Source organism: Pseudomonas sp. C2B4 (assembly GCF_013359695.1).
GTDB lineage: Bacteria > Pseudomonadota > Gammaproteobacteria > Pseudomonadales > Pseudomonadaceae > Aquipseudomonas.
The window spans coordinates 10,860-32,963 of the sequence record NZ_JABFMU010000008.1 but is presented as its reverse complement, the minus strand read 5'-3'; the positions used below and the strand labels follow the sequence as shown (position 1 = coordinate 32,963).

The following is a 22,104-nucleotide window of genomic DNA, read 5'->3' as shown; positions in this document are numbered from 1 at the left end:
ATAATCGCGCGCCTCGCTGAATACACCGTTACAAGGTATCTGCCCCATGAAAGCTCAAGCCCGCCACATTCTGGTGAAAACCTCGGAAGAAGCCGAGCAGCTCAAACAACGCATCGCCAAGAGTGAAGCCTTCGACGTGCTGGCCAAGAAGTACTCCACTTGCCCGTCGGGCAAACGCGGGGGCGACCTGGGTGAGGTGAGACCGGGGCAGATGGTCGGCGTGATCGATGCGGTGATCTTCAAGAAGCCGCTGCGGGTGGTGCATGGACCGATCAAGAGCAAGTTCGGGTATCACCTGGTGCAGGTGTTTTTCCGGGATTGAGGGGTTGGCTTGAGGGCCCCTTCGCGAGCAGGCTCGCTCCCACAATGGAATGCGGTCAACTGTGGGAGCGAGCCTGCTCGCGAACCGATGGCGCAGCCAGCGGCCATCCAACACCTACCGAGGGATCAATGCCCCCGGCACCTGAATCACCCGACTCGCCAACCGATGCCCCGCCTCCGCCGCCTCCACCGGGCTCCCGCCCTTCAGCCGACTGGCCAGATACGCCGCACTGAACGAATCCCCCGCCGCCGTGGTGTCCACTACCCGCTCGACCTTCTGCGCGGGCACTTCGAATGACTCGCCGTCACAACGAATCAGACAGGCCTCGGCGCCGCGTTTGAGCACCACTTCCTGCGTGCCGATCTGCTCGTACGCGGCGAATACCGCTGCGCAATCGGCAAAATGGAACAGCGCCTGTTCGTCGTCGACGGTCAATAACGCCAGGTCGACATAAGGCAACACGCTGCGGTAAGCCGCCCGCGCCTCCTCGAGCGAGGCCCACAGGCGTGGCCGGTAGTTGTTGTCGAAAACGATCCGCGCATCCCGTTGCCGGGCTTCGATCAGGGTTTCCAGCAACTTTTGCCGCCCCTGTACACCGAGTACGGCCAGGGTGATGCCGCTGAAATACAGCACGTCGTAATCCGGCAATGCCGCCAGGATCGGCTCAGCCGCCGGGGTGGTGAAGCAATCGCGCACGGCCGCTTCATTGCGCCAATAAAGAAAGCGCCGTTCGCCGGCGGCGTCGGTCTGGATGCAGTACAGCCCCGGCAAGCGGCCTGGCAAGCGCTGGACCATGCCAAGGCCGATGTTCTCGTCGGCCCAGCTCTGGCACATGGCATCGCTGAAACTGTCATCGCCCAGGGCGGTGACGTAATCCACCGTGCCGGCGCCGCCCAACTCGCGGGACAAGTAGACTGCGGTGTTCAAGGTGTCGCCGCCGAAGCTCTGTTGCAGGCTGCCGTCGGCGCGATGCTGCAACTCGATCATGCATTCGCCGATCAGGGCAATGCGCGGGGTGTTGGGGCCCAGGGTGTTGATGGTGTTCATGTTGTGGGGTCTCTGGTGTTTCTTTGTTGTCTGGGCGGGCCTCATCGCGGGCAAGCCCGCTCCCACAGGATTAGCAAAAAACCTGTGGGAGCTGGCTTGCCAGCGATGGCCTCAACTCGGTCGCAAGCCTTAGAAACAGGTTTCCATGTTCTCGATGACGTTCAACTGCTCATCCACCAGGCACCCCGTGCGCCATTTGTCGAACGTCAGGCACGGGTGCGAAGTGCCGAACGAGATGATGTCGCCCACCCGCAATTCAATCCCCGGCGCCACCGTCATGAACGCGTGCTGGTCCATCACCGCCGTCACTTTGCAGGCACCGACATCATCACCCTTGGCTGGCACCACGCCGGCCTTGTAACGCAACAACGGCACCGGCAGACCGGCGTCGTAGGCCACGTCGCGCTTGCCCAGGGCGATCACCGCGAAGCCCGGCTCCGGCAACGACTGCACGTGGGCCCAGACCTCCAGCGCCGGGCGAAGACCTTCCTGCAAATCGCTGCGGCGGTCGAGCACGCAGCACTGCGCTACTTTGTAGATGCCATGGTCGTGGGCCACATAACTGCCCGGGCGCAGCACGCTGAGGAAACGCCCGGCGGCGTTCTGCGCTTCGAATTCCTCGGCAATCAAGTCGTACCAGGCTGAACCGGAGGCTGTGATGATCGGTTGGGCGATGGCGAATGCACCGCTGTCCTGCAACTGCACCGCCAGGCGAACCAGGGAGCCGGCGAACGCGCGAATGCCGCTGACGGCGTGATCGCCATGAATCACCCCTTCGTAGCCTTCGATCCCGGTCAGGGCCAGCGCCGGTTGCGCGGCGATGGCTTTGGCCAGGTCGAGGACTTCCTGTTCGCTGCGGCAACCGCAACGACCGCCGACCACACCGTATTCGATCATCACGTTCAGGCGCACGCCGCGGCTGGCGAAGTACGCGCCCAGGTCCGCCACGTTGTCCGGGTGATCGACCATGCAATAAAAGTCGAAGGTCGGGTCGGCCAGCAGGTCGGCGATCAACGCCATGTTCGGCGTGCCCACCAGTTGGTTGGCCATCAGCACCCGGCGCACGCCGTGGGCATACGCCGCACGGGTTTGCGTGGCGCTGGCCAGGGTAATGCCCCAGGCGCCGGCGTCCAGTTGCCGGCGGAACAGCGCCGGGGTCATGCTGGTCTTGCCGTGGGGCGCCAGCTCCGCGCCGCTGTTGCTGACAAAGGCCTGCATCCAGCGAATGTTGTGTTCCAGCGCTTCGCGGTGCAGTACCAGGGCTGGCAGGCTGACATCACGGACCAGGTTGGCGCCGGTCTGGGCAAAACCCTTTTCCACGGCGGCAGTATGGGGGGCAGAAGACATGGTTGAACTCCTCACATTCGCGGCTGCGGGCAGCCGCTGTTATTCGTTGATGCGACGGGCCAGGCTGTTGGCGCTGTCGATCAGCACCCGGCGATAGTCGTTGTAATGAGTCTTGGCATCGGCGCGCGGCGCGACGATGCACAAGGTGCAAATGGCCACGCCATTCGGGTCTTTGACCGGGGCGGCGAAGCAATGGGTAAAGGTGTCGGCCACGCTGTCGAACGAGAAAAAGCCGTCGATACCGGCCTGACGGATTTCCTGCAAAAACTGCTCAAGCGGCAAGCGTTCGCCGTTGGGCAAAATGAAATCGTCGTGGTCGATCAGGTCGACGATTTCCTGGTCGCTCAGGTGCGCCAGCAGCAGGCGCCCGGAGGCGGTCCAGGGGATCGGCGCGTTTTCGCCGATGTCCGAGGAAATGCGGAAATGCCGCTCCCCCTCCTTCATCAGCGCCACGGTGTACTTGCGCCCGTTGAGCAGGCACATCTGCGCCGTTTCGCGGGTCTGGCTGACGATGTCCTGCAAGGCGTGATCGGCTTCGCGGGTCAGGTCGAAATGGCGCAAGTGCGCCTGGCCGAGGAAGTACAGCTGACGGCCGAGGTACACATGGCCGTCCTTGCCGACCGGCTCCAGGATCCGTCGTTCCAGCAGCGAGGCAACCAGTTCATAGACCGTGGATTTCGGGCTGCCGATGCCACTGGCGATTTCGTTCGGGCGCAGGGGCTGGCCGATTTCCTTGAGAAAATCGAGGATATCGAACGCCCGGTCCAGACCGCGTGCCCGGCGCTTGATGGTGTCTTCGGTCATGTCAGTGGTTCCCCTTCAAAATGCCAAGAGTTTACCCAGAGTGCTGCGGCGACCGTAAGGCCGCTTTCGCGAGCAGGCTCGCTCCCACAGGGGAATGCATTCCAATGTGGGAGCGAGCCTGCTCGCGAAGAATTCACCGCAACGCTCAGGCCTTTTTCTTGTAGGCGATGCAGTCGATCTCGACTTTGCAGTCGACCATCATGTTCGCCTGCACGCAGGCCCGGGCCGGGGCGTGTTCAGGTTTGAAGTACTCGGCGAAGACCTTGTTGAAACTGGTGAAGTCCCGCGGATCGTCCAGCCACACGCCGGCACGGACCACGTCTTCCAGGCCATAACCGGCCTCTTCAAGAATCGCGATCAGGTTCTTCATGGTCTGGTGGGTCTGCTCGACGATGCCACCCACAATGATCTCGCCATCCAGCGCCGGCACCTGGCCTGAAACGTGAAGCCAGCCATCGGCTTCAACGGCACGGGCGAAAGGGCGCGGCGTACCACCAGCGGCGGAACTGCCGGTGCCGTAACGAGTGATGCTCATGAGTGTTTCTCCTGATTGAAAATTGAGTGTTTAAAACCGCGTGCTTTTGAGAAATTCAGCCAGACGCGGCGACTGTGGGCGTTCGAACAGTTCCTTGGGCGGCCCCTGTTCTTCGATGCGCCCCTGATTCATGAAAACGATCTTGTCCGAGACCTCGAAAGCGAAGCGCATTTCGTGGGTCACCAGCAGCATGGTCATGCCGTCATCCGCCAGGCCCTTGATCACATTCAGCACTTCGCTGACCAGTTCCGGGTCCAGCGCCGAGGTGACTTCATCGAACAGCATCAGGCTCGGATTCATCGCAATCGCCCGGGCAATCGCCACGCGCTGTTGCTGACCGCCGGACAACTGGCCCGGGTAGTGATCCCGGCGCTCCAGCAAACCGACCCGCTCCAGCCATTTTTCCGCCAGGGCGACGGCCTCGTCCTTGTGCAGTTTTTTCACCTTGAGCAGCCCCAGGGTGACGTTCTGCAACGCGGTGAGGTGCGGAAACAGGTTGAACTGCTGGAACGCCATGCCGGTCATGGCGCGATGGCGGGCGATGACCTTTTCCGGGTGGCGGATGCGTTTGCCGTTGATCTCGTCATAACCGATGGATTCGCCGTCGAGCAGGATCTGCCCGCCCTGGAACTCTTCGAGCATGTTCACGCAACGCAGCAGCGTGGTCTTGCCCGAACCGCTGGAGCCGATCAGCGTCACGACGTTGCCGCGCTGCATGCTCAGGTCGACACCCTTGAGCACTTCGAGCTGGTCGTAACGCTTGTGCAGGCCACGGATGTCCAGCAACGGCTGGCCGTTTTGAGCATTGGTTTGAGCTTGAGTCATGGCAAAGCCACCCGCTTTTCAATGTGCCGGCCGAGTAATTCGATGCCGTAGTTAATGACGAAAAACAGAAAACCTGCGAACAGGTAAAACTCCAGGGTCATGAAGGTCCGGGCGATGATCTGCTGGGTGCTGAGCAGCAATTCGGCCACGCCTATCACCGACAGCAGCGTCGACGCCTTGACGATCTCGGTGGACGAGTTGACCCAGGTCGGCAGGATTTGCCGCAGTGCCTGGGGCAACAGCACGTAGCCGAGGGCCTGATAGAACGTCAGGCCGATGGCCTTGCTCGCTTCCATCTGCCCGCGCGGCAGTGCCTGCAACGCACCGCGCACGATCTCCGCGACGTGGGAGCCGCAAAACAGCGTCAAGCCCAAGGCACCCGCCTGAAAGGCGCCGATCTGCCAGCCCAGCGCTGGCGCCATATAGAAGCAGGCCAGCACCAGCACAAACACCGGCGTGCCGCGGATCACATCGACATAGAAACGAAACGGTGCGCGCATCCAGAATTTGCCGTAGGTCAGCACCAGTCCGGCGAACATACCGAGCAGCGTGCCGAGCAAAATCGCCAACGCCGACACCTGCACACTGGTCAGGAAGCCTTGCCACAAGGGTTCGCGCGCCACCCACAACTCATGCAACCAACTGGGGGATTCGTACATGGGGCCTCCTATCGGCGGATCGCCAGACGCTGTTCGAGGTAACGCAGCATCATGGCAATGAGGTAACAGGCCGCCACATAGAGCGCCGTGGTCACGAGCCAGGTTTCAATCACCCGGTAGCTCTCGACATTGATCTTGCGGGCGTAATAGGTCAGCTCCGGCACGGCGATCGCCGCCGCCAGCGAGGTGTCCTTGAACAGCGAAATGAAGTTGTTCGACAAGGCCGGCAGCACGTTGCGCAACATCACCGGCACGGTGACGTAGGCCTTGACCTGCCATTCCCCGAGCCCGATGGCGAGGCCGGCTTCGCGCTGCCCCTTGGGAATGCTCAGCAGGCCACCACGGAACACTTCGGTCAGGTACGCCCCGGCATACAGCGACAGGGTGATGATGAACGAGGGAATCTTGTCCAGACGAATACCCAGGCTCGGCAAGGCGAAGTAGATCAACAGAATCAACACCAGAATCGGCGTGTTACGGATCACCGTGACATACACCGATGCCAGCACCCGCAACGGGCGGTGCTTCGACAACAAAGCAAACGCCATCAGCAGGCCGATCACGCAGCCGATGGCGATCGACACCAGCGCCAGTTCCAGGCCCAGGCCGAGCCCCGCCAGCAAAGTGTCGAAATCGCGCCACACGGCGGCAAAGTTCAACTGATAGTTCATGGTCGACAGTACCTTGAGCGGGGCGATCAGAGCCGCCCCGCTCTCACGGGATCATTGGAATTCGATGGGGAAACCAATTTTTGGCGATGGCAGATCGACACCGAACCATTGCTTGAAGGACGCCGCGTAGGTCGGGAACTCAACGCCGGTCATGGCTTCATGCAGGGTGGTGTTGACGAAGTTCAGCCAATCCTGATCGCCGCGCTTGACCGCGCAGGCATAGGTTTGCGGGCTCCAGGCGTAGGCCGGGCTGCGATAGCGGCCAGCGTTCTGCACCATCAGGTATTTCACCGACGACTGATCGGTGGCCGCCGCATCGGCGCGTCCCGAGTTCACTGCCTGGTACATCAGGTCCACGCTGTCGTACTGATCGACCTTGGCCTTGGGCAATGCCTGATGCACCAGTTCTTCGGCGTAGACGTTTTGCAGCACAGCCACGGTCAGGCCATCGCCAGCGGCCTGCATGTCGTCGATTTCCTTGTACTTGCTGTTGGCCGGCAACAGCAGGCCGACGCCCTCGCGGTAGTACGGCAGGGTGAACGCCACCTGCTGGGCACGGCTGGCGGTCACGGTGATGAACTGGCAACTCATGTCGACCTTGTCGGTCAGCAGGTTCGGAATACGCGCATCGGACGACTGCACCACGAACTCGACCTTGCTCGGGTCGTTGAACAACCCTTTGGCCACCATGCGTGCAATATCGATATCAAAGCCCTGCAACTTGCCATCCGCGCCCTGGAAATGCCACGGCGCATTGGTGCTGCCAGTGCCCACAATCAGTTTGCCACGGGCCAGAACGCTATCGAGCTTGCTGTCCGCCGCCTGGGCTACGCCCATGGCAGCAGCAGAGGCTGCGAACAGAAAAACACACGCTTTGAACAAGGAAGGTCGACGCATGGCAAGCACTCCTGGATGCTGTTTATTCCGTTATACCGGAACCTAGTATGTAACAGCGGAATATACAGCAGAAAGTGTGCCACAGGTTGCTACGGGTTTGTGGGCGAGATTGAAAAATGTTTTGAATCAGATAGATGCGTGAAAACGCAAAGCGGTGTTACGAAAGGTGCAGGTTTCGGATGCGCTACCGTTGGCTACGGCTGGCGGGTATCAGGTTCACAATGGGTGCACGCGTGCTACTTAACGAACTTTTGACAGGATGCCGGTTCAGCGGGTTTCCGCCTCTTTGTAAACATGTCCCCGCTCTCTTTTACCTACCGCTATTACCGTTACCACCAGAACCTCATCTTTGACACGATATACAAGACGATACCCGGCACTCCGAAGCTTGATCTTGTAGGCATTGCCCAGTCCGCTGAGCCGATCTGCCGGAACGTGTGGATTAACAAGTCGCTCCCGAAGCTTTTTTTTGAATTGCTCCCTCAGGTTCTCCCCAAGCTTTTTCCATTCCTTCCAGGCTTTTTCAGAGAACTCCAGTTCATAGGTCATCCATTGAAACCTTTATGGTGGGATCATTTTCTCGTTCCTTGCATAGAGCGATCAGTTCCAGATCCTCCAGCCGGTTCATCATGGCCTCATACTCTTTGGCGGGGACGCAATAAAAGGCAGGTTCGTTACGGTTGAGGATTGCAACAGAGGATCCACCGCCCGCAGCTACCGTACCCATCGGGTTTCTTTTCAGCTCCGAAATACTCGCCACCACCTGCGAAAGCACTATATGTGTCATGAAACAATTCCTTGGGATGCTTTTAGAGACACTCAAAATAGCACTCCAAAACGCATCTGAGTGCGATCGCTCTGTTTGATTCCCCTGGAATTCGACACGAATGAAGTTCCTCTTTTCGATTTGTCATGACAACTGCACAAAAATTATCACGTCGTGGCTTTCTGCATTTCCGGGTTTCCTGTGGGGCCGGCCTTATAAAGCGGTGAGAAATATCCGAGTTGGACAACCCCCCATCCGACTGCTTTATTCAATACCCAAGTGATAAGCATTCTTTACAGCGGCGACGCTTTTGGCGTGTGTTGTCCCGGGAGGGTTCATGTCCTTCAAAGTCATGATGGTGTTCGGAACACGACCGGAGGCCATCAAAATGGCACCCCTTGCACGGGTCCTGCGCAACTGGCCCGGTATCGAACTGAACATCTGCTCGACCGGCCAGCACCGGGAAATGCTCAAGCAGGTGCTCGACTCCTTTGAGCTGACGGTCGACGAAGACCTGCAAGTGATGACCCAGGGCCAGACCCTCAACGGTCTGTCCGAACAATTGCTGGAGCATCTTGATCAGGCCTATGAGCGGGTGCATCCGGACATCGTGCTGGTCCACGGCGATACCACCACCAGCTTCATCGCCGCCCTCGCCGCCTTCAATCGTCATTTGCCCATCGGTCACGTCGAGGCGGGCCTGCGCACCGGCAACTTGCGGGCGCCATGGCCGGAGGAAGCCAATCGACGCCTGACCGGCGTCATCGCCGACCTGCACTTTCCGCCGACCACCAAGTCCGAGGACAACCTGCTGCGCGAAGGCGTGCCCAAGGCCAACATCGAAGTCACCGGCAATACGGTGATCGATGCATTGGTGTGGATGCGCACCCATCAACAAGACATTCACTGGCACCCCGCCACCGATTCGCCGCTGGCGATACTCGACGACAACCGGCGCATGGTGCTGATCACCGGGCACCGCCGGGAGAACTTCGGCGGCGGTTTTCGCAATATCTGCCTGGCGCTGGCCACACTCGCCGAACGTTACCCGGACGTGCAATTCGTTTACCCGGTGCACCTCAATCCGCAGGTGCAAAAAGCCGTCTACAGCGTGCTGTCGGACAAACCCAACATTTACTTGATCGCACCGCAGGACTACCAGCATTTCGTCTGGCTGATGGACCGCGCGCACTTCATCCTCACCGACTCCGGCGGCATTCAGGAGGAAGCCCCGGCCATCGGCAAACCGCTGCTGGTGTTGCGCGACGTCACCGAACGGCCTTCGGTCCTTGAAGGGGGAACCGTGCTGCTGGTGGGCACCGACACCGACCGCATCGTCAAGGAAGCCAGCCTGTTGCTCGACGATGACGCCACCTACCAACGCATGAGCCGCATTCACAGTCCCTACGGCGACGGCCACGCCAGCGAACGCATCGCCAACCGGCTCTGCGCCTGGCTGAAACAACACGTGCCGTCGGGTAAAGCGGTATGAGTTTCGGCCTGGTCGATTTTTTCGCCTATGTGCTGTTCGGCCTCAAATACCTCGCCATCATCCTGGCGCTGTTGATGTTCGTGCTCGGGCTCGATGACCTGTTCATCGACGTGGTGTATTGGACGCGCAAGCTGATCCGCCGTTGGCGGATCTACGAGAAATTCAAACGGGCGGATGAGGAGCGGCTCTACGCCATCGGCGAAAAACCCCTGGCGATCATGGTGCCGGCGTGGAACGAAGTCGGCGTGGTCGGTGAAATGGCGCGTCTGGCGGCTTCGACCCTGGACTACGAGAACTATCAGATTTTCGTCGGCACCTACCCCAACGACGCCGAGACCCAGGCTGACGTCGATGCCGTCTGCCAGCACTACCCCAACGTCCACAAAGTGGTCTGCGCGCGCCCCGGCCCCACCAGCAAGGCCGATTGCCTGAACAACATCATCGACGCCATCCTGCGCTTTGAAAGCGAGGCGAAAATCCAGTTTGCCGGGTTCATCCTGCACGATGCCGAAGACGTCATTTCGCCGATGGAACTGCGCCTGTTCAACTACCTGTTGCCCAACAAGGACCTGATCCAGATTCCGGTCTACCCCTATGCGCCGGAATGGAAAGGCTTCACCGCCGGGCACTATGTCGACGAGTTCGCCGAGAACCACGGCAAAGATGTGATCGTTCGCGAGGCCCTGACCGGCCAGGTGCCCAGTGCCGGGGTCGGCACCTGCTTCAGCCGCAAGGCGATCAGCGCACTGCTGGAGGATGGCGATGGCATTGCCTTCGACGTGCAGAGTCTCACCGAAGACTACGACATCGGTTTTCGGCTCAAGCAGAAAGGCATGATCTGCATCTTCGCCCGCTACTCGGTGACCGATCCGAAATTGGCGCTCGAACAGCCCTGGGTATTTGGCATGGATCGCGCGTTTTCCCAGGTGATCTGCGTTCGCGAGCATTTCCCCCGGGACTGGCAGCACGCGATCCGGCAAAAATCCCGCTGGATCGTCGGCATCGTGTTCCAGGGCACGAAAAACCTCGGCTGGAGCCCCAAGGGGTTGCTCAACTACTTTCTGTGGCGCGACCGGCGCGGCATGATCGCCTACCTGCTGAGCTTCCTGGTCAACCTGCTGTTTCTGGTCCTGCTGGTGATGTGGCTCGTGACGGTGATCGCCCCCAACGCCTGGCGCTATCCGTCGATACTCGCCGACAGCCCGCTGCTCACTACCCTGCTCTGGCTCAATGGCCTGATGCTGCTCAATCGGCTGTTCCAGCGCGGCTGGTTCGTCACCCGCTATTACGGATTGGGCGAAGGCCTGCTGTCGGCACCGCGGATGATGTGGAGCAACTTCATCAACTTCTTCGCCAACGTACGGGCGCTGCGCCAGGTCATGGAAATGGGCGACTCGCGCCGGGTGGCCTGGGATAAGACCACCCATGAATTCCCGGCCCTGACCAAGGCCCAGCGCACGCCACTGGGCCATCGGCTGGTGGAAAAAGGCGTGCTCAGCGAAGAACAGCTCGAAGCGGCGATCACCAACCCGGTACGCCGGCGCCTGGGCCATGAACTGTTGCTGCGCGGGCACATCGACACCACGCAACTGGTGCAGACCCTGGCCGAGCAACTGGACATGGAATGGGCACCGCTCAATCCCTTCAAACTCGACAAGGAGTTGATCGCCGTGGTGCCGCGCAAGGTCGCGTCCCACTACGGTGTGTTGCCGGTGGCCGAGGAAGGCAACACGCTGGTGTTGGCGTCCGAGGGGCCGGTCAGCCAGGTTTCCCTGGGGGCGATCAGCCGCCAATTGAAACGCCCGGTGCGTTGTCGCCTGGCCCCCCAGGGGCGGGTCACGCTGGGCATTCGTTATTGGTACGCCAGCCCCCGGCAAAACGCCGACGTCCATCACATGCTCGAAGTGCTTGAACGCCATCAGGACGATGAAGCCCTGCTCGAACGCGTCAGCCATCATCAGGTGCTGCTGGGCAATCTGCTGCAAGTGCGCGGCATGGTTCCGCCGAGCCTGTTCAATCAGGCGTTGATCGACTTCGATGCCGAGCACATGTCGCTGGGCCAGCACCTGATCTCCCGCGGCATCATCACCCAGGAGGTGCTCGAACAGGCGCTGGTGGAACAGGCCAGCGAACAGCAAGCCGCCTACCGCATTGCCCGGGAGGTCGAATGAAGCCTGTCCGTCGACATGCCCTGCTCGCCGGCAGCCTGTTGTTGAGCCTGAGTGCCGCCACCTGGGTGCACGCCGAACCACTGACTGACTTCGAACAATTCCGCAGCTTCCCTTACATGGACCGCAGCTACCGCGAAGCGAAAAAAGGCAACTGGGCCGAAGTCGAACGGCTGATGCGTCACCTGCTGGAAAAGGTGCCGAACAACGATGAAGCGCGGGCGTTGCTGGTGGAAGCACTGGCCAAGCAACGACGCTACAAGGACGCCGTGCAAGCCCTGCCGGACAACCCGCAAAACAGCGATGCCTTGCTGAACCTGCGCTTGACCTGGATCGAACAGGACCCGCCGGGCAGCTCGCAGGTGGAACAGTGGATTGCCACCAGCAACCTGACCCAGCGCATACGGTTGTGGCAGGCCTACAGCCTGAGCCTGGCCAAATTTGGCGGCGCGGGCCGGGCCTATGACTGGCTGGCGCAGCTGCCACCCAAGGGTGACTACAGGATCCTGCATCTGGCCCGCTCCAACTGGTCCGAGCAATTGCGTGACTGGAACGAGACGATCGAACAACTCGCGCCCCTGGCCGAGCGCAAGGAGCTGGACGCGCAAGGCTGGCAACGACTGGCCAATGCCTATGTGCAACGCCTCGACGAAAAACCGCTGGAGCCGTTGTTGCAGCAGGCGCCGACCCCGGAAGCGGCGCGAAAGGTTCGCCTGGCCATGGTCGACCGGGCGATTGCCATGGGTCACACCCTACAGGCCCAGCGCTGGATGCAATCGTTGTCGCCGGACGATCTCGCCGATCCTGCCCAACGCCAGCGCCTGTGGGAACTGGCGCGGCAGACCGGCGACAGCGCGACCGTGCAGCGCTTGAGCGGCGAACTGCAGCGGCCGTGCCTGGAGACTGCCGAATGGCTGTCCCGGCGCGACCCGGATGCCGCGCTCTCGCAGTTGCGCAGCTGCCCGCCCGAGGACGACCCGCAGACCTGGCTGATCCTCGCCCAGCGCCTGCACGCCACGGAGCTTTTGCAAGGCACGCGCCTGCCGGAACCCTGGGACAGTCGGCGCCAGCAACAGCTGCTGGACATCTGGCAGCAAGAAGGTCGCAGCGACAAAGTCATGGCCTGGCTCGCCGGCCAGCCACAGACCGCCGAGGTCACCAAGCGCCGGGCCGAACTGGTGCAAGCCCTGGGACGCAATACCGAGGCGGCGACGCTGTGGGAGCGGCATTACCAGCAGACCGGCAACCTGCGCTCCCTCGATCAGGCCACCTACCTGGCGCTGAATGCCGGTCAGCGTGAACACGCACAGCAACTGCTGGAAAACGCTTACGACCGGCATGACGGCAAGCTTCCCAACACCCTTTTGCAACGGCTGGCGACCTTGTATGCCGCCTCAACGCCGACACCCGCACAACAACGGCGCATAGTGACGCTGCTCAATCGCGTCGACCCTGCCACCCGTGGCCAACTGTTGGCGCAACTGGCCGAAAACGGTCAATGCGTTGCCGTGCAGCAAGCCGTCGGCGCGCACCCCCGGGCCGCTGGCGACTACCGCGCACTGGGGCGCTGCGCTATGCCGGATCAACCCGGCATGGCCGTCGTCTACTATCAGCAGGCGGAAAAATCCGGCGACCGAAGCAGCCGCCTGCCATTGGCCTATGCCCTGGAAGCCGCCGGCGATTCAGCCGGGGCCCTGGCGATCTGGCGCAGCCTGCCCGATGGCGAACTCAGCGACAACGCGCGGCTGACTGCCAGTCGCAGCGCCCTGAACGCCGGTGATGCGCAGGCTGCCGAACGTTACTGGCAGCAAAGCCGCAGCCGTGGTGCCAACGAATGGGCGCTGGGCGCCGCGATTGCCGATGCCCAGGGCGATCATGGGCTGGCCTTGCAACGACAACGATCCGCCCTGCAGCAATCGCCGGATGCCGGACATTTCTACGCCGCATCGGTCACCGCACAGAAGGCCGGCGAGCCTGCGCAAAGCACGGCGTGGCTGGCCGAGGCGGTACGTCGCGAACCCAACGACCCACGTTACCGTGCCGACTACGGCATGCGCCTGGCCGGCGCGGCCACCCAGGAAGAACGCGCCAAAGCCATTCCCTATCTGCAAAGCGCCACCCATGACTTTCCAGAGGATTACCGACTCGGCGAAACCCTGGCCTTGCGTTATGACGAAGTCGCCGACAGCGCTGCGGCACGCAAGGAGCTGCGCCGGGTCATCGACCTCGAGCAATATCCGGTGGCGGCCGACGACGAGGACGGCAGCATGGAGGCCCGACGTTATCGTCAGCGCCGCGCCCATGAAACCCTGTCGCGCCGCGACTCACGCACGGTGGCCAGCACCTGGTCACCCGCCGGGGTCTCGACCAACGACTTCCTGCGGCCCGACGAAACCACCGGCACTCGACGCCGTTCCACCTCGCAAAACGTACAACTGGCCATGTGGGATCACGCGCTGGGCGAGGAACCGAGTCGTGCCGGCAGCACCTTGTCGGTCTATGGCCGTGTGCTGCTCGGTGGCCAAAGTCGATCCAGTTACGCCGAATCCATCGCCACCGGTGTGGGGTTGCGCTACAAACCCTGGGGCACGGCGAACATCAACTTCTATGGCGAGATCTACAAGCAGAGTCAGTTCGATGACCAGGACAATCATGGCCTGAGCCTGGGCCAGATGCTGATACCGGAAAAGCTGTCGGACCAGGTCGAGGATCACCGCAAGGACGGGCACACCACCACCGATTACCTGTTGCGCAGTACCGCGTCGTTCCTCGATCAGGGCCGGTTTCGCAACGACTGGCGTGTCGATGAAAGCGATTGGGAAGAACGCTTTCTCTATCTGGACGCCGCGTGGTGGACCAAGGCCGGCGACCATCAATGGTTGTCCCGTTTCCAGCAAGGACACACCTGGAAACTGCCGTTCAACGGCGCGCAAACCCTGATGCCCTACGGTTTTCTCGAGTTTTCCACCCAGGACCCGAGCAACGATTGGCGCCAGGACTTGCGCACCGGCATCGGCCTGCGCTGGCAATGGTGGTTCGACGATGACATCTACAACGCCTACCGCGCGCACCTGACCGTTCGCACCGAATACCAGCAATCCTTGGGCGGCAATTTGTATGAAGGCGGCGACGGTGTGCTGCTGGGCGTGGAGTTGAATTTCTGATGACGCGACTTCTATTGCTGGTTTGCCTGTTACTCGGCAGCGTACTGGTCCGCGCTGATGAGCGGATTTTCTATCAACCGTTGAACGTCGACGCCAGCCTCAGCCAGGCGCAATGGCAGCGCATCTGGCAGGACACGGCCAAACAGGGTGTCCACACCGTGATCGTGCAATGGACGGCCTACGGCGATTCGGACTTCGGCGGCGCCCGTGGCTGGCTGGCCGACAGCCTGAAGCTGGCCCAGGCGCAGGGTTTGAAACTGGTGCTGGGGCTGTACATGGACCCGGCCTATTACCAGCGTATCGATGAGTTGGACAGCGCCGGACTGGCGACTTACTGGCAGGCACAATTGGGCCGGTCGCTGGCGCAGCGGCAGCGGCTGCGCCAGGACTGGAAACTCAGGGTCAGTGGCTGGTACCTGCCGATGGAACTGGATGACGCGCACTTCCTCGCCCCTGATCGTCGACAAACCCTGCAACGACAACTCAAGGACCTCGCCGGCCAGCTCGATGCGCCGCTGCATGTCAGTGCCTTCAGCGCCGGCAAACTTGCGCCACAGGTCAATGGTCGGTGGCTGGCGGAGTTGGCCGACCAGGGCATTCAGGTCTGGTGGCAGGACGGTGCCGGTACCGAACGCTTGCCGCCTTTGGTGCGCCAGGGTTACACCCAGGCGCTGCCCTGCTCCGTCGGCATCGTTCAGGAAGCGTTTCGTCAGGTTAGCGCGCAGGGCACAGCCTTTCGCGCTGAACCGGCCAGCCTGCAAACGGCATCGGCGGGCTGCCATCCCGGTGCGGTGTTTTCCCTGCGTTACCGGCCATGGGGCAAGGTGATTCTCGATAACCAACGCAAGAACAAGGTCGACGATGTACAAAACCATTGAAGATGAAGTGCTGAAGAAAGCCGCGCCTGCCGAGTTGCAGGCTGAATTTATCCAGCATGAATTCGAACGGTTGCACACCTTTTGCCTGCTGATTTACCTCACCAGCATCGCAATGTGGATTGTCTTCGATCTGATCATCAGCTACGTCGGCGGTCAGGGGCTCACCTGGCGTTCAGTGCCGTTTATCGGACTCTTTGCGATCTTCTCGATCATTCTGGTGTTCACCCGCAAGGCCCGGCACTTCGATGTGCTCAATTTGATGTTTGCCCTCACCGTCACCTTTGGCGCGCGCCTTCTGATCGAAGGTTTGCCCCAGGATCTGCAGCCCGCGTGGCTGATGCTGGCCGCCACGAGCATCTTGTACAGTGCGTCCACGCTGCCGCTGAGCCGCTGGGCATTTTTTGCTACCCAGACCGTTACCTGGCTGATGCTCAACCCATTCTTCGACGGCGATGTGGAACTGTTCGACCTCAGTGGCGTAATGATGGTCTGTTACATGGGCTTTTTCTGCGCGCTGACCCTCTACACCTTCTTCATCCTGCGCAAAGCCAAACTCTATAACTTCATCATGTCCAGGCTGCTGCTGGACCAGGCCTACATCGACACACTCACCGAAATCCCCAACCGCCGCTCGTTCATGACCCGCGCCGACAAACAGCTGCACAGGGTTCCGCGCGAGCACGACCATTACCTGGCGATGATCGATATCGACAATTTCAAGAAGGTCAACGACGTCTACGGTCACGACATCGGTGATGAAGTGCTCAAGCGTATCGCGGCGGACATCAAGGCGGTGATGAGCCGGTTCGAGTACGCGCGACTGGGGGGTGAAGAGTTTGCGATCTACCTGACCGGGGTGCGCCGGGAAGATGTCGAGGCCCTGGCCGGCGAGCTGTGCCAGGTGGTGCGCGAGCAAGTGACCCGACACCCGGTGACCATCAGCATCGGCGTGGCCCGTGTGCTGGACGGTGACACGTTGAATCAGGCGCTGATCAAGGCGGATGCGGCGTTGTATGAGTCAAAGCATACGGGGAAGGATCGGTACACTTTTCATCAGTGAGGTCTGTATCGTTTACTCGGCCGCTTTCGCGAGCAGGCTCGCTCCCACAGGGGATCGCGCAATACCTTGTGGGAGCGAGCCTGCTCGCGAAGAGGCCAGTAGCCTCGACGCAAAATTACCCGCCAATACGCGCCAAAAAGACTCGAGTCACCCGCCGCTCTTCAACCGACATCACCGTTACCCGCCAGCCCTCCCACTCATGGCTGTCACCCTTCATCGGCAACCGATCCAGCAGGCTCACCACCAGCCCGGCCAGGGTTTGATAGTCGTCGGTCGGCTCTGCCGCAAACCCGGTGCGCTGGCGCACCCGTGCCAGGTTCAAGGCGCCGCTGACCACGAACCCGCCCTTCTCCTCGACCACGTCCGGGCCTTCGATTTCGCTGGCGTCGGGCAGCTCGCCGGCAATCGATTCGAGGATGTCGGTCATGGTCAGCACACCGACGAAATCGCCGAACTCGTTGACCACGAACGCGATGTGCGTCGAAGCCTTGCGCATCTGCTCCAAGGCATTGAGGATCGAATAGCTGTCCAGCAGGTTGATGGTCTGGCGCGCCAGATGGGCCAGGTCGGGTTGGTTGCCGGCGAGGAACTCCTTCAGCAGCTCCTTCTTGTGCACGAAACCCAGCGGTTCATCCACCGCACCGTCGCGAATCAGCGGCAGACGTGAATACGACGAATGCATCAACCGCGTACGAATCGCCTCGGCATCATCGGCCAGATCAATGTGATCAACGTCGGCGCGCACGGTCATCAGGGTGCGGATCGGCCGCTCGGCCAGTTGCAGCACGCCGCTGATCATCACCCGCTCACGACGATCGAACAGTTCTTCGCTCTGCGCCTCGCCGTCGTCGAGCATGTCGGCAATCTCTTCACCCACCTCTTCCACCGCCAACTTGCGCCCGCCGAGCAAACGCATCACCGCATGGGCGGTGCGCTCACGCATCGGTCGCAGGCCCTGCATCGAGCGTTTGCGCCGAGCACGGGCGATCTGGTTGAACACCTCGATCAGGATCGAGAAACCGATGGCCGCATACAGATACCCCTTCGGAATGTGGAAGCCCAGGCCTTCGGCGGTCAGCGCAAAGCCGATCATCATCAAAAAGCCCAGGCACAGCATGATCACCGTCGGGTGTGCGTTGACGAAACGGGTCAGCGGTTTGCTGGCGACGATCATCAGGCCGATGGAAATGATCACCGCGATCATCATCACCGCCAGCTCATCGACCATGCCCACTGCGGTGATCACCGCGTCGAGGGAGAACACCGCATCGAGCACCACGATCTGCGCCACGATCGGCCAGAACAGCGCGTAGGTCGTGCTGGATGAACGCTGGCCGACATGGCCTTCAAGGCGTTCATGCAACTCCATGGTGGCCTTAAACAACAGGAACACACCACCGAACAGCATGATCAGGTCACGCCCGGAGAAGCTCTTGTCGAACACCTCGAACAGCGGCTGGGTCAGGGTCACCAACCAGGAAATACTGGCCAGCAGGCCCAGGCGCATCAGCAACGCCAGGGACAAACCGATCAACCGCGCGCGGTCGCGCTGTTCCGGCGGCAATTTGTCCGCGAGAATGGCGATGAACACCAGGTTGTCGATGCCCAGCACCAGCTCCAGCACAATCAATGTCAACAAGCCCAGCCATGCGGTGGGGTCGGCTAACCATTCCATAAAAACGTCTCGATCTCTTCAGCGAATTCAGAATGCCGGGCACGGCAAGGCGCGGCGCAGAGGCCGTGGAGCTGCAACATTGGGGGTAATCGGAGGCCTGAAGACCGGGTGTTTCGCGTGCGTCAAGACCGCGCATTGGCGCGAGGAGGAAGGATAACCGGGGCGCTCCGTGAGGGTGTTCATGCAAGTCCTGAAAGGAAAAAAGGACTTGAATCGTACAGGTGATAATGACAATTCCTACAGTCGGAAATCATTTCAAGATCTGTAACAGGTCCGGATCCTCGGTGTTTTCAAGGCCGCCTTCGCGAGCAGGCTCGCTCCCACACTTGGAATGTATTCCCCTGTGGGAGCGAGCCTGCTCGCGAAGCTTTTTAGCCATTCTTCACACGCTCGATGTAGCGGATAACCGCAGGAGACTTCTCAAACCGCCGATGAACCAGCGCCAGCCACGACTGCGCCTGGCAATCCTTGATCTGCCGATACACCACATTCGGCAAACTGACATGGCCGACCACCGATTCCGGCACCACCGCCACCCCCTGCCCCAGGGACACCAACGCAATCACCGCCACCAACCCGCCCGGCTGCGCCCCCAGCTTCGGCACGAAATCGCCCTGACTGGCGACTTGCAGGGTGCCAACGACTTGTTCGGGGAGAATGAAATTTTCGTTTTGCAGGTGCGCCGAATTGATCACCGGCAAGCGGCTGAGCCACGAGTCCATCGGCAACGCCAGGACGAAACCTTCGTCATTCAGGCGCACGCTCTCGATCCCCTCGGGCAACGCCAGCGGGCAGCGGATGTATCCCAGATCGAAGCGCCCTTCGAGGATCATGTTCGGCAGGCTGGCCATCGGGCTTTCCCGCACGTTGAGGCTGACATCCGGGTACTCGCCGGTAAAAGCCTGCACTTGCTTTTGTAACAACCCGGAGTACACCGCCGAGGCCACGTAACCCAGTTCGATGTGGCCGATATCACCGCGACCGGCACGTTGCGCATTGCGCTGGGCCGACTCGAACTGGCGCACCGTGGCCTCGGCCTCGATCACCAGTGCCGCGCCGGCCTCGGTCAGGCTGACGTCCCGCGCCTGGCGCAGAAAAAGGCGTGCGCCCAGTTCCTCTTCCATGTCCTGGATCTGCCGGGTCAGGGTCGGCGGCGCGATGCCCAATTGCGCGGCAGCACGAGTGAAATTGCGCTGCCGGGCGACAGCCAGGAAATAGCGAAAGTGGCGAATGTCCATCGGTGCATTAGCTCAAAGGTAATAAAGTGATGATACGCGCCTAACAAAGGAGCCGTCTGCCAGCGCTAAGCTGCACGCAACTTCACCGTAGAGAACGCCTGCCATGTCCGTCAAACCCACGGTCAGTCCACGCCTCACCTTGCTCACCGCCTCTGCCGTGTGCTCGCTGATCGTGCTCGACACCAACATTGTCGCCGTTACCTTGCCCAGCATCGCCCGGGATCTGGGGGCAAATTTTGTCGACATTGAATGGGTGGTCAGTGCCTACATGCTGGCGTTCGCTGCGCTGCTGCTGCCTGCCGGCAGCCTGGCTGACCGATTTGGCCGGCAGAAAACCCTGATGTGGGGGCTGGGCATTTTCATCCTCGCTTCCCTGGGTTGCGGCGCAGCGCCCAATGCGCTGTTTCTCGACATCGCCCGTGCCATCAAGGGTGTCGGCGCCGCGCTGCTGCTGACCTCCGCGCTGGCCTCCATCGGCCACACCTTTCATGATGAAGTGGAACGGGCCAAGGCCTGGGCGTTCTGGGGCGGGTGCATGGGCGTGGCCATGACCGCCGCGCCGACCCTGGGCGGCTTGATCACCGAATACGTGGGTTGGCGCTGGATTTTCTACCTCAACCTGCCGGTCGGCGCGTTCCTGATGTTCATGGTCTGGCGCGCCGTGCCGGAATCCCGCGATGCCCAGGCGGCGCGCCTTGACCCTTGGGGCAGCCTCGCTTTCAGCGCCAGCCTGTTGTGCCTGATCTGGGGCCTGATCGAAGCCAACCGCATCGGCTGGAACACCCCGGCCACCTACGCACGCCTGCTGGGCGGTGCCCTGTTGCTGGGCCTGTTCGTGGTGATCGAACGGATGCAGCAACGGCCGATGATCGATCTGCAACTGTTTCGCCACCCGCGCTTTATCGGTGCCCTGCTCGGCATGTTTTCCTACGCCGCGTGCGCACAGGTGATGATGACCATGCTGCCGTTCTACCTGCAGAACGGCTTGGGCTTTACTGCCATTTCCGCGGGATTGGGCATGCTGCCGTTCGCGGTGACCATGCTGATCTTCCCGCGCATCGGTGCACGGCTGGCGGGACGCGTTCACCCGGCGAACATGATGGCGATCGGGCTGGCACTGGTGGGCAGCGGCAACCTGCTCAGTGCCTGGGCGGTCAACAGCGGCGGCTACCTGCCCTTCGCCCTGGCAATTGCCGTGACCGGTGCCGGTGCCGGGTTGCTCAATGGCGACACGCAGAAAAACATCATGGCCTGCGTACCCCGGGAGCGCACCGGCATGGCTTCGGGCATGAGCACCACCATGCGTTTCAGTGCGGTGATGCTGGCGATCGGCGTGTATGGCGCCTTGCTGTCGGGCCATAGCGAACAGTTGCTGCACGACGGCCTGTCGACGCAGGGCGCCCAGTGGCTGGAACACACCCATGGCGTCGCCTCGCGGGTGGTGGCCGGTGATATGCCGGCGGCGATGAACCTGTTGCCGCCAGCCGCGCGGTCGGTGGTCGAGCCACTGGCGCGCCAGGCGTTCGTCGGGGGCTTCAGCCTGTTGCTGTGGGTCGCGGGATTGGCGGGTCTACTGGCTGCACTGGTGGTCGGCACGCTGATGCGCAATCCGATTCCAGCGCCTCAGGCAGCCTTTGCGCTTGAGTGAGGCCATCACCCGTTCGGCATGTTCATCACAGACCATGCCTTGATCTTTATTCGGGCCTCATTTCCCTGCTTGACATTAAAGTTGACTTTAAGCTTAGCCTTCACTCATCACTGATGAGGAGTCAAGCATGTCGCCCTTCCAAGCATTGAATCTGCCCAATGGCCAGACCCTCGGCAATCGCATCGCCAAAGCGGCGATGGAGGAAAACCTCGCCGACAGCGACCAGGCGCCCGACGGTGCCCTCTTCCGTTTGTACCAGGCCTGGGCCGAGGGCGAGGCCGGACTGCTGTTGACCGGCAACGTAATGATCGACCGCCGCGCCATGACCGGCCCCGGTGGCGTGGTGCTGGAAGACGAGCGTCACCTCGAACGGTTCCGCCAATGGGCCCGCATCAGCTGTCTGCTGGAACTGTCCGGCGGCAGCTATGAAGCGCCGGCCATGCAAGGCGAAGCCCGCGATGGCCGGACCCTGGCCCGTGAGGCGTACTTTCTGGAAATGGCCGGCGAACTGGCCAGCGTGGCGCGCATGCCGGTGATGGTCACAGGCGGGATCCGGCGCCTGGCAATCGTCGAACAGGTGCTCGACAGCGGCATCGCCATGGCCGGGATCGGTACGGCGCTGGCCGTTGAGCCACAGTTGGTCAAACGCTGGCGCGAAGGCCAGAACAGTCATCCGCAATTGCCGCCGATTCGCTGGAAACGCAAACCGCTGGCGTCGCTCGCGAGCATGGCCGTGGTGAAGTTCCAGCTTCATCGCTTGAGTCGCGGGCGTGAGACGCGGCCGCAGGTGTCGGCGTTGTGGGCGTTGATTCTGGATCGGTTGCATATGGCCCGGCGGACCCGGCAGTACCGGCAGGCGATGGGCAAATAATTCAGGTTTGAGGGTGGCTGTTCTACCGCTTTCGCGA

At 61.4% G+C, this 22,104-nt stretch carries 20 protein-coding genes; 8 read left to right on the top strand and 12 right to left on the bottom strand.

Annotated features, from left to right (window positions below; all coding sequences use genetic code 11):
• Positions 1-46 precede the first annotated feature (46 nt).
• Complete coding sequence (locus HNQ83_RS08485; protein WP_175388543.1) at positions 47-322, top strand: peptidylprolyl isomerase; 276 nt, start codon at positions 47-49, stop codon at positions 320-322.
• A 114-nt stretch (positions 323-436) separates the two neighbouring features.
• Here HNQ83_RS08485 and HNQ83_RS08480 read toward each other — a convergent pair whose 3' ends face one another.
• The 10 genes from HNQ83_RS08480 to HNQ83_RS08435 form a co-directional block, all read right to left on the bottom strand.
• Positions 437-1,369: a sugar kinase gene (locus HNQ83_RS08480; protein ID WP_175388542.1), complete on the bottom strand. Its 933-nt coding sequence runs from the start codon at positions 1,367-1,369 to the stop codon at positions 437-439.
• Between the two features lie 129 nt (positions 1,370-1,498).
• Positions 1,499-2,716: an amino acid deaminase gene (locus tag HNQ83_RS08475; RefSeq protein WP_175388541.1), complete on the bottom strand. Its 1,218-nt coding sequence runs from the start codon at positions 2,714-2,716 to the stop codon at positions 1,499-1,501.
• A 39-nt stretch (positions 2,717-2,755) separates the two neighbouring features.
• On the bottom strand, positions 2,756-3,520 hold the full coding sequence (locus HNQ83_RS08470; protein WP_175388540.1) for an IclR family transcriptional regulator: 765 nt from the start codon (positions 3,518-3,520) through the stop codon (positions 2,756-2,758).
• Positions 3,521-3,665: 145 nt separating this feature from the next.
• Entirely contained in the window at positions 3,666-4,055 is a 390-nt protein-coding gene (locus HNQ83_RS08465; protein WP_175388539.1) for a RidA family protein, read from the bottom strand.
• 30 nt (positions 4,056-4,085) lie between these two features.
• Entirely contained in the window at positions 4,086-4,880 is a 795-nt protein-coding gene (locus HNQ83_RS08460; protein ID WP_175388538.1) for an amino acid ABC transporter ATP-binding protein, read from the bottom strand.
• On the bottom strand, positions 4,877-5,539 hold the full coding sequence (locus HNQ83_RS08455) for an amino acid ABC transporter permease (RefSeq protein WP_175388537.1): 663 nt from the start codon (positions 5,537-5,539) through the stop codon (positions 4,877-4,879). Before HNQ83_RS08455 ends, HNQ83_RS08460 begins: the two co-directional genes overlap by 4 nt.
• A gap of 8 nt (positions 5,540-5,547) precedes the next feature.
• Positions 5,548-6,210, bottom strand: coding sequence for an amino acid ABC transporter permease (locus HNQ83_RS08450; protein WP_008011044.1), 663 nt, complete (start codon positions 6,208-6,210; stop codon positions 5,548-5,550).
• A gap of 51 nt (positions 6,211-6,261) precedes the next feature.
• Positions 6,262-7,107: a transporter substrate-binding domain-containing protein gene (locus HNQ83_RS08445; RefSeq protein ID WP_175388536.1), complete on the bottom strand. Its 846-nt coding sequence runs from the start codon at positions 7,105-7,107 to the stop codon at positions 6,262-6,264.
• Positions 7,108-7,374: 267 nt separating this feature from the next.
• Positions 7,375-7,656, bottom strand: coding sequence for a type II toxin-antitoxin system RelE/ParE family toxin (locus tag HNQ83_RS08440; RefSeq protein WP_175388535.1), 282 nt, complete (start codon positions 7,654-7,656; stop codon positions 7,375-7,377).
• The gene (locus tag HNQ83_RS08435) at positions 7,646-7,894 is read right to left on the bottom strand and encodes a type II toxin-antitoxin system Phd/YefM family antitoxin (RefSeq protein ID WP_175388534.1); all 249 of its coding nucleotides are present in this window, start codon (positions 7,892-7,894) and stop codon (positions 7,646-7,648) included. Before HNQ83_RS08435 ends, HNQ83_RS08440 begins: the two co-directional genes overlap by 11 nt.
• A gap of 316 nt (positions 7,895-8,210) precedes the next feature.
• Here HNQ83_RS08435 and wecB point away from each other — a divergent pair, with 316 nt between their 5' ends.
• From wecB to HNQ83_RS08410, 5 genes are read left to right on the top strand one after another with little or no spacing between them, the layout of a single operon-like run.
• Positions 8,211-9,365 carry a non-hydrolyzing UDP-N-acetylglucosamine 2-epimerase gene (wecB, locus tag HNQ83_RS08430; protein WP_175388533.1) on the top strand — a complete coding sequence of 385 codons (1,155 nt, stop codon included), beginning with the start codon at positions 8,211-8,213 and terminating at the stop codon, positions 9,363-9,365.
• Complete coding sequence (nrfB, locus tag HNQ83_RS08425) at positions 9,362-11,536, top strand: cyclic di-3',5'-guanylate-activated glycosyltransferase NrfB (RefSeq protein ID WP_175388532.1); 2,175 nt, start codon at positions 9,362-9,364, stop codon at positions 11,534-11,536. Before wecB ends, nrfB begins: the two co-directional genes overlap by 4 nt.
• Positions 11,533-14,697, top strand: a complete 3,165-nt coding sequence (locus HNQ83_RS08420) for a phage receptor (protein ID WP_175388531.1) — start codon at positions 11,533-11,535, stop codon at positions 14,695-14,697. The genes nrfB and HNQ83_RS08420 overlap by 4 nt, the downstream gene beginning before the upstream one ends.
• Positions 14,697-15,575, top strand: a complete 879-nt coding sequence (locus HNQ83_RS08415; protein ID WP_175388530.1) for a DUF4434 family protein — start codon at positions 14,697-14,699, stop codon at positions 15,573-15,575. The genes HNQ83_RS08420 and HNQ83_RS08415 overlap by 1 nt, the downstream gene beginning before the upstream one ends.
• Positions 15,559-16,635, top strand: coding sequence for a diguanylate cyclase (locus HNQ83_RS08410; RefSeq protein WP_175388529.1), 1,077 nt, complete (start codon positions 15,559-15,561; stop codon positions 16,633-16,635). The genes HNQ83_RS08415 and HNQ83_RS08410 overlap by 17 nt, the downstream gene beginning before the upstream one ends.
• Positions 16,636-16,750: 115 nt before the next feature.
• Here the strand turns inward: HNQ83_RS08410 and HNQ83_RS08405 are convergent, their stop codons facing one another.
• Both HNQ83_RS08405 and HNQ83_RS08400 read right to left on the bottom strand, forming a co-directional pair.
• Complete coding sequence (locus HNQ83_RS08405; RefSeq protein ID WP_175388528.1) at positions 16,751-18,310, bottom strand: TerC family protein; 1,560 nt, start codon at positions 18,308-18,310, stop codon at positions 16,751-16,753.
• Positions 18,311-18,681: 371 nt separating this feature from the next.
• Positions 18,682-19,548 carry a LysR family transcriptional regulator gene (locus HNQ83_RS08400; protein ID WP_175388527.1) on the bottom strand — a complete coding sequence of 289 codons (867 nt, stop codon included), beginning with the start codon at positions 19,546-19,548 and terminating at the stop codon, positions 18,682-18,684.
• A gap of 103 nt (positions 19,549-19,651) precedes the next feature.
• Between HNQ83_RS08400 and HNQ83_RS08395 the strand changes: the two genes are divergently transcribed.
• Both HNQ83_RS08395 and HNQ83_RS08390 read left to right on the top strand, forming a co-directional pair.
• Positions 19,652-21,196 carry an MFS transporter gene (locus HNQ83_RS08395; RefSeq protein WP_175388526.1) on the top strand — a complete coding sequence of 515 codons (1,545 nt, stop codon included), beginning with the start codon at positions 19,652-19,654 and terminating at the stop codon, positions 21,194-21,196.
• A 127-nt stretch (positions 21,197-21,323) separates the two neighbouring features.
• On the top strand, positions 21,324-22,067 hold the full coding sequence (locus HNQ83_RS08390; RefSeq protein ID WP_175388525.1) for a HisA/HisF-related TIM barrel protein: 744 nt from the start codon (positions 21,324-21,326) through the stop codon (positions 22,065-22,067).
• Positions 22,068-22,104: the final 37 nt, after the last annotated feature.

Excerpts from the sequence above, each read along its gene's own strand:
- HNQ83_RS08465 (WP_175388539.1), bottom strand. The coding sequence starts at position 4,055 with ATGAGCATCACTCGTTACGGCACCGGCAGTTCCGCCGCTGGTGGTACG.
- HNQ83_RS08410 (WP_175388529.1), top strand. The coding sequence starts at position 15,559 with ATGTACAAAACCATTGAAGATGAAGTGCTGAAGAAAGCCGCGCCTGCC.
- HNQ83_RS08420 (WP_175388531.1), top strand. The coding sequence starts at position 11,533 with ATGAAGCCTGTCCGTCGACATGCCCTGCTCGCCGGCAGCCTGTTGTTG.
- HNQ83_RS08395 (WP_175388526.1), top strand. The coding sequence starts at position 19,652 with ATGTCCGTCAAACCCACGGTCAGTCCACGCCTCACCTTGCTCACCGCC.
- HNQ83_RS08470 (WP_175388540.1), bottom strand. The coding sequence starts at position 3,520 with ATGACCGAAGACACCATCAAGCGCCGGGCACGCGGTCTGGACCGGGCG.
- HNQ83_RS08405 (WP_175388528.1), bottom strand. The coding sequence starts at position 18,310 with ATGGAATGGTTAGCCGACCCCACCGCATGGCTGGGCTTGTTGACATTG.
- wecB (WP_175388533.1), top strand. The coding sequence starts at position 8,211 with ATGTCCTTCAAAGTCATGATGGTGTTCGGAACACGACCGGAGGCCATC.
- HNQ83_RS08445 (WP_175388536.1), bottom strand. The coding sequence starts at position 7,107 with ATGCGTCGACCTTCCTTGTTCAAAGCGTGTGTTTTTCTGTTCGCAGCC.
- HNQ83_RS08415 (WP_175388530.1), top strand. The coding sequence starts at position 14,697 with ATGACGCGACTTCTATTGCTGGTTTGCCTGTTACTCGGCAGCGTACTG.
- HNQ83_RS08400 (WP_175388527.1), bottom strand. The coding sequence starts at position 19,548 with ATGGACATTCGCCACTTTCGCTATTTCCTGGCTGTCGCCCGGCAGCGC.
- HNQ83_RS08485 (WP_175388543.1), top strand. The coding sequence starts at position 47 with ATGAAAGCTCAAGCCCGCCACATTCTGGTGAAAACCTCGGAAGAAGCC.
- HNQ83_RS08460 (WP_175388538.1), bottom strand. The coding sequence starts at position 4,880 with ATGACTCAAGCTCAAACCAATGCTCAAAACGGCCAGCCGTTGCTGGAC.
- HNQ83_RS08475 (WP_175388541.1), bottom strand. The coding sequence starts at position 2,716 with ATGTCTTCTGCCCCCCATACTGCCGCCGTGGAAAAGGGTTTTGCCCAG.
- HNQ83_RS08450 (WP_008011044.1), bottom strand. The coding sequence starts at position 6,210 with ATGAACTATCAGTTGAACTTTGCCGCCGTGTGGCGCGATTTCGACACT.
- HNQ83_RS08440 (WP_175388535.1), bottom strand. The coding sequence starts at position 7,656 with ATGACCTATGAACTGGAGTTCTCTGAAAAAGCCTGGAAGGAATGGAAA.
- HNQ83_RS08390 (WP_175388525.1), top strand. The coding sequence starts at position 21,324 with ATGTCGCCCTTCCAAGCATTGAATCTGCCCAATGGCCAGACCCTCGGC.
- HNQ83_RS08480 (WP_175388542.1), bottom strand. The coding sequence starts at position 1,369 with ATGAACACCATCAACACCCTGGGCCCCAACACCCCGCGCATTGCCCTG.
- HNQ83_RS08435 (WP_175388534.1), bottom strand. The coding sequence starts at position 7,894 with ATGACACATATAGTGCTTTCGCAGGTGGTGGCGAGTATTTCGGAGCTG.
- HNQ83_RS08455 (WP_175388537.1), bottom strand. The coding sequence starts at position 5,539 with ATGTACGAATCCCCCAGTTGGTTGCATGAGTTGTGGGTGGCGCGCGAA.
- nrfB (WP_175388532.1), top strand. The coding sequence starts at position 9,362 with ATGAGTTTCGGCCTGGTCGATTTTTTCGCCTATGTGCTGTTCGGCCTC.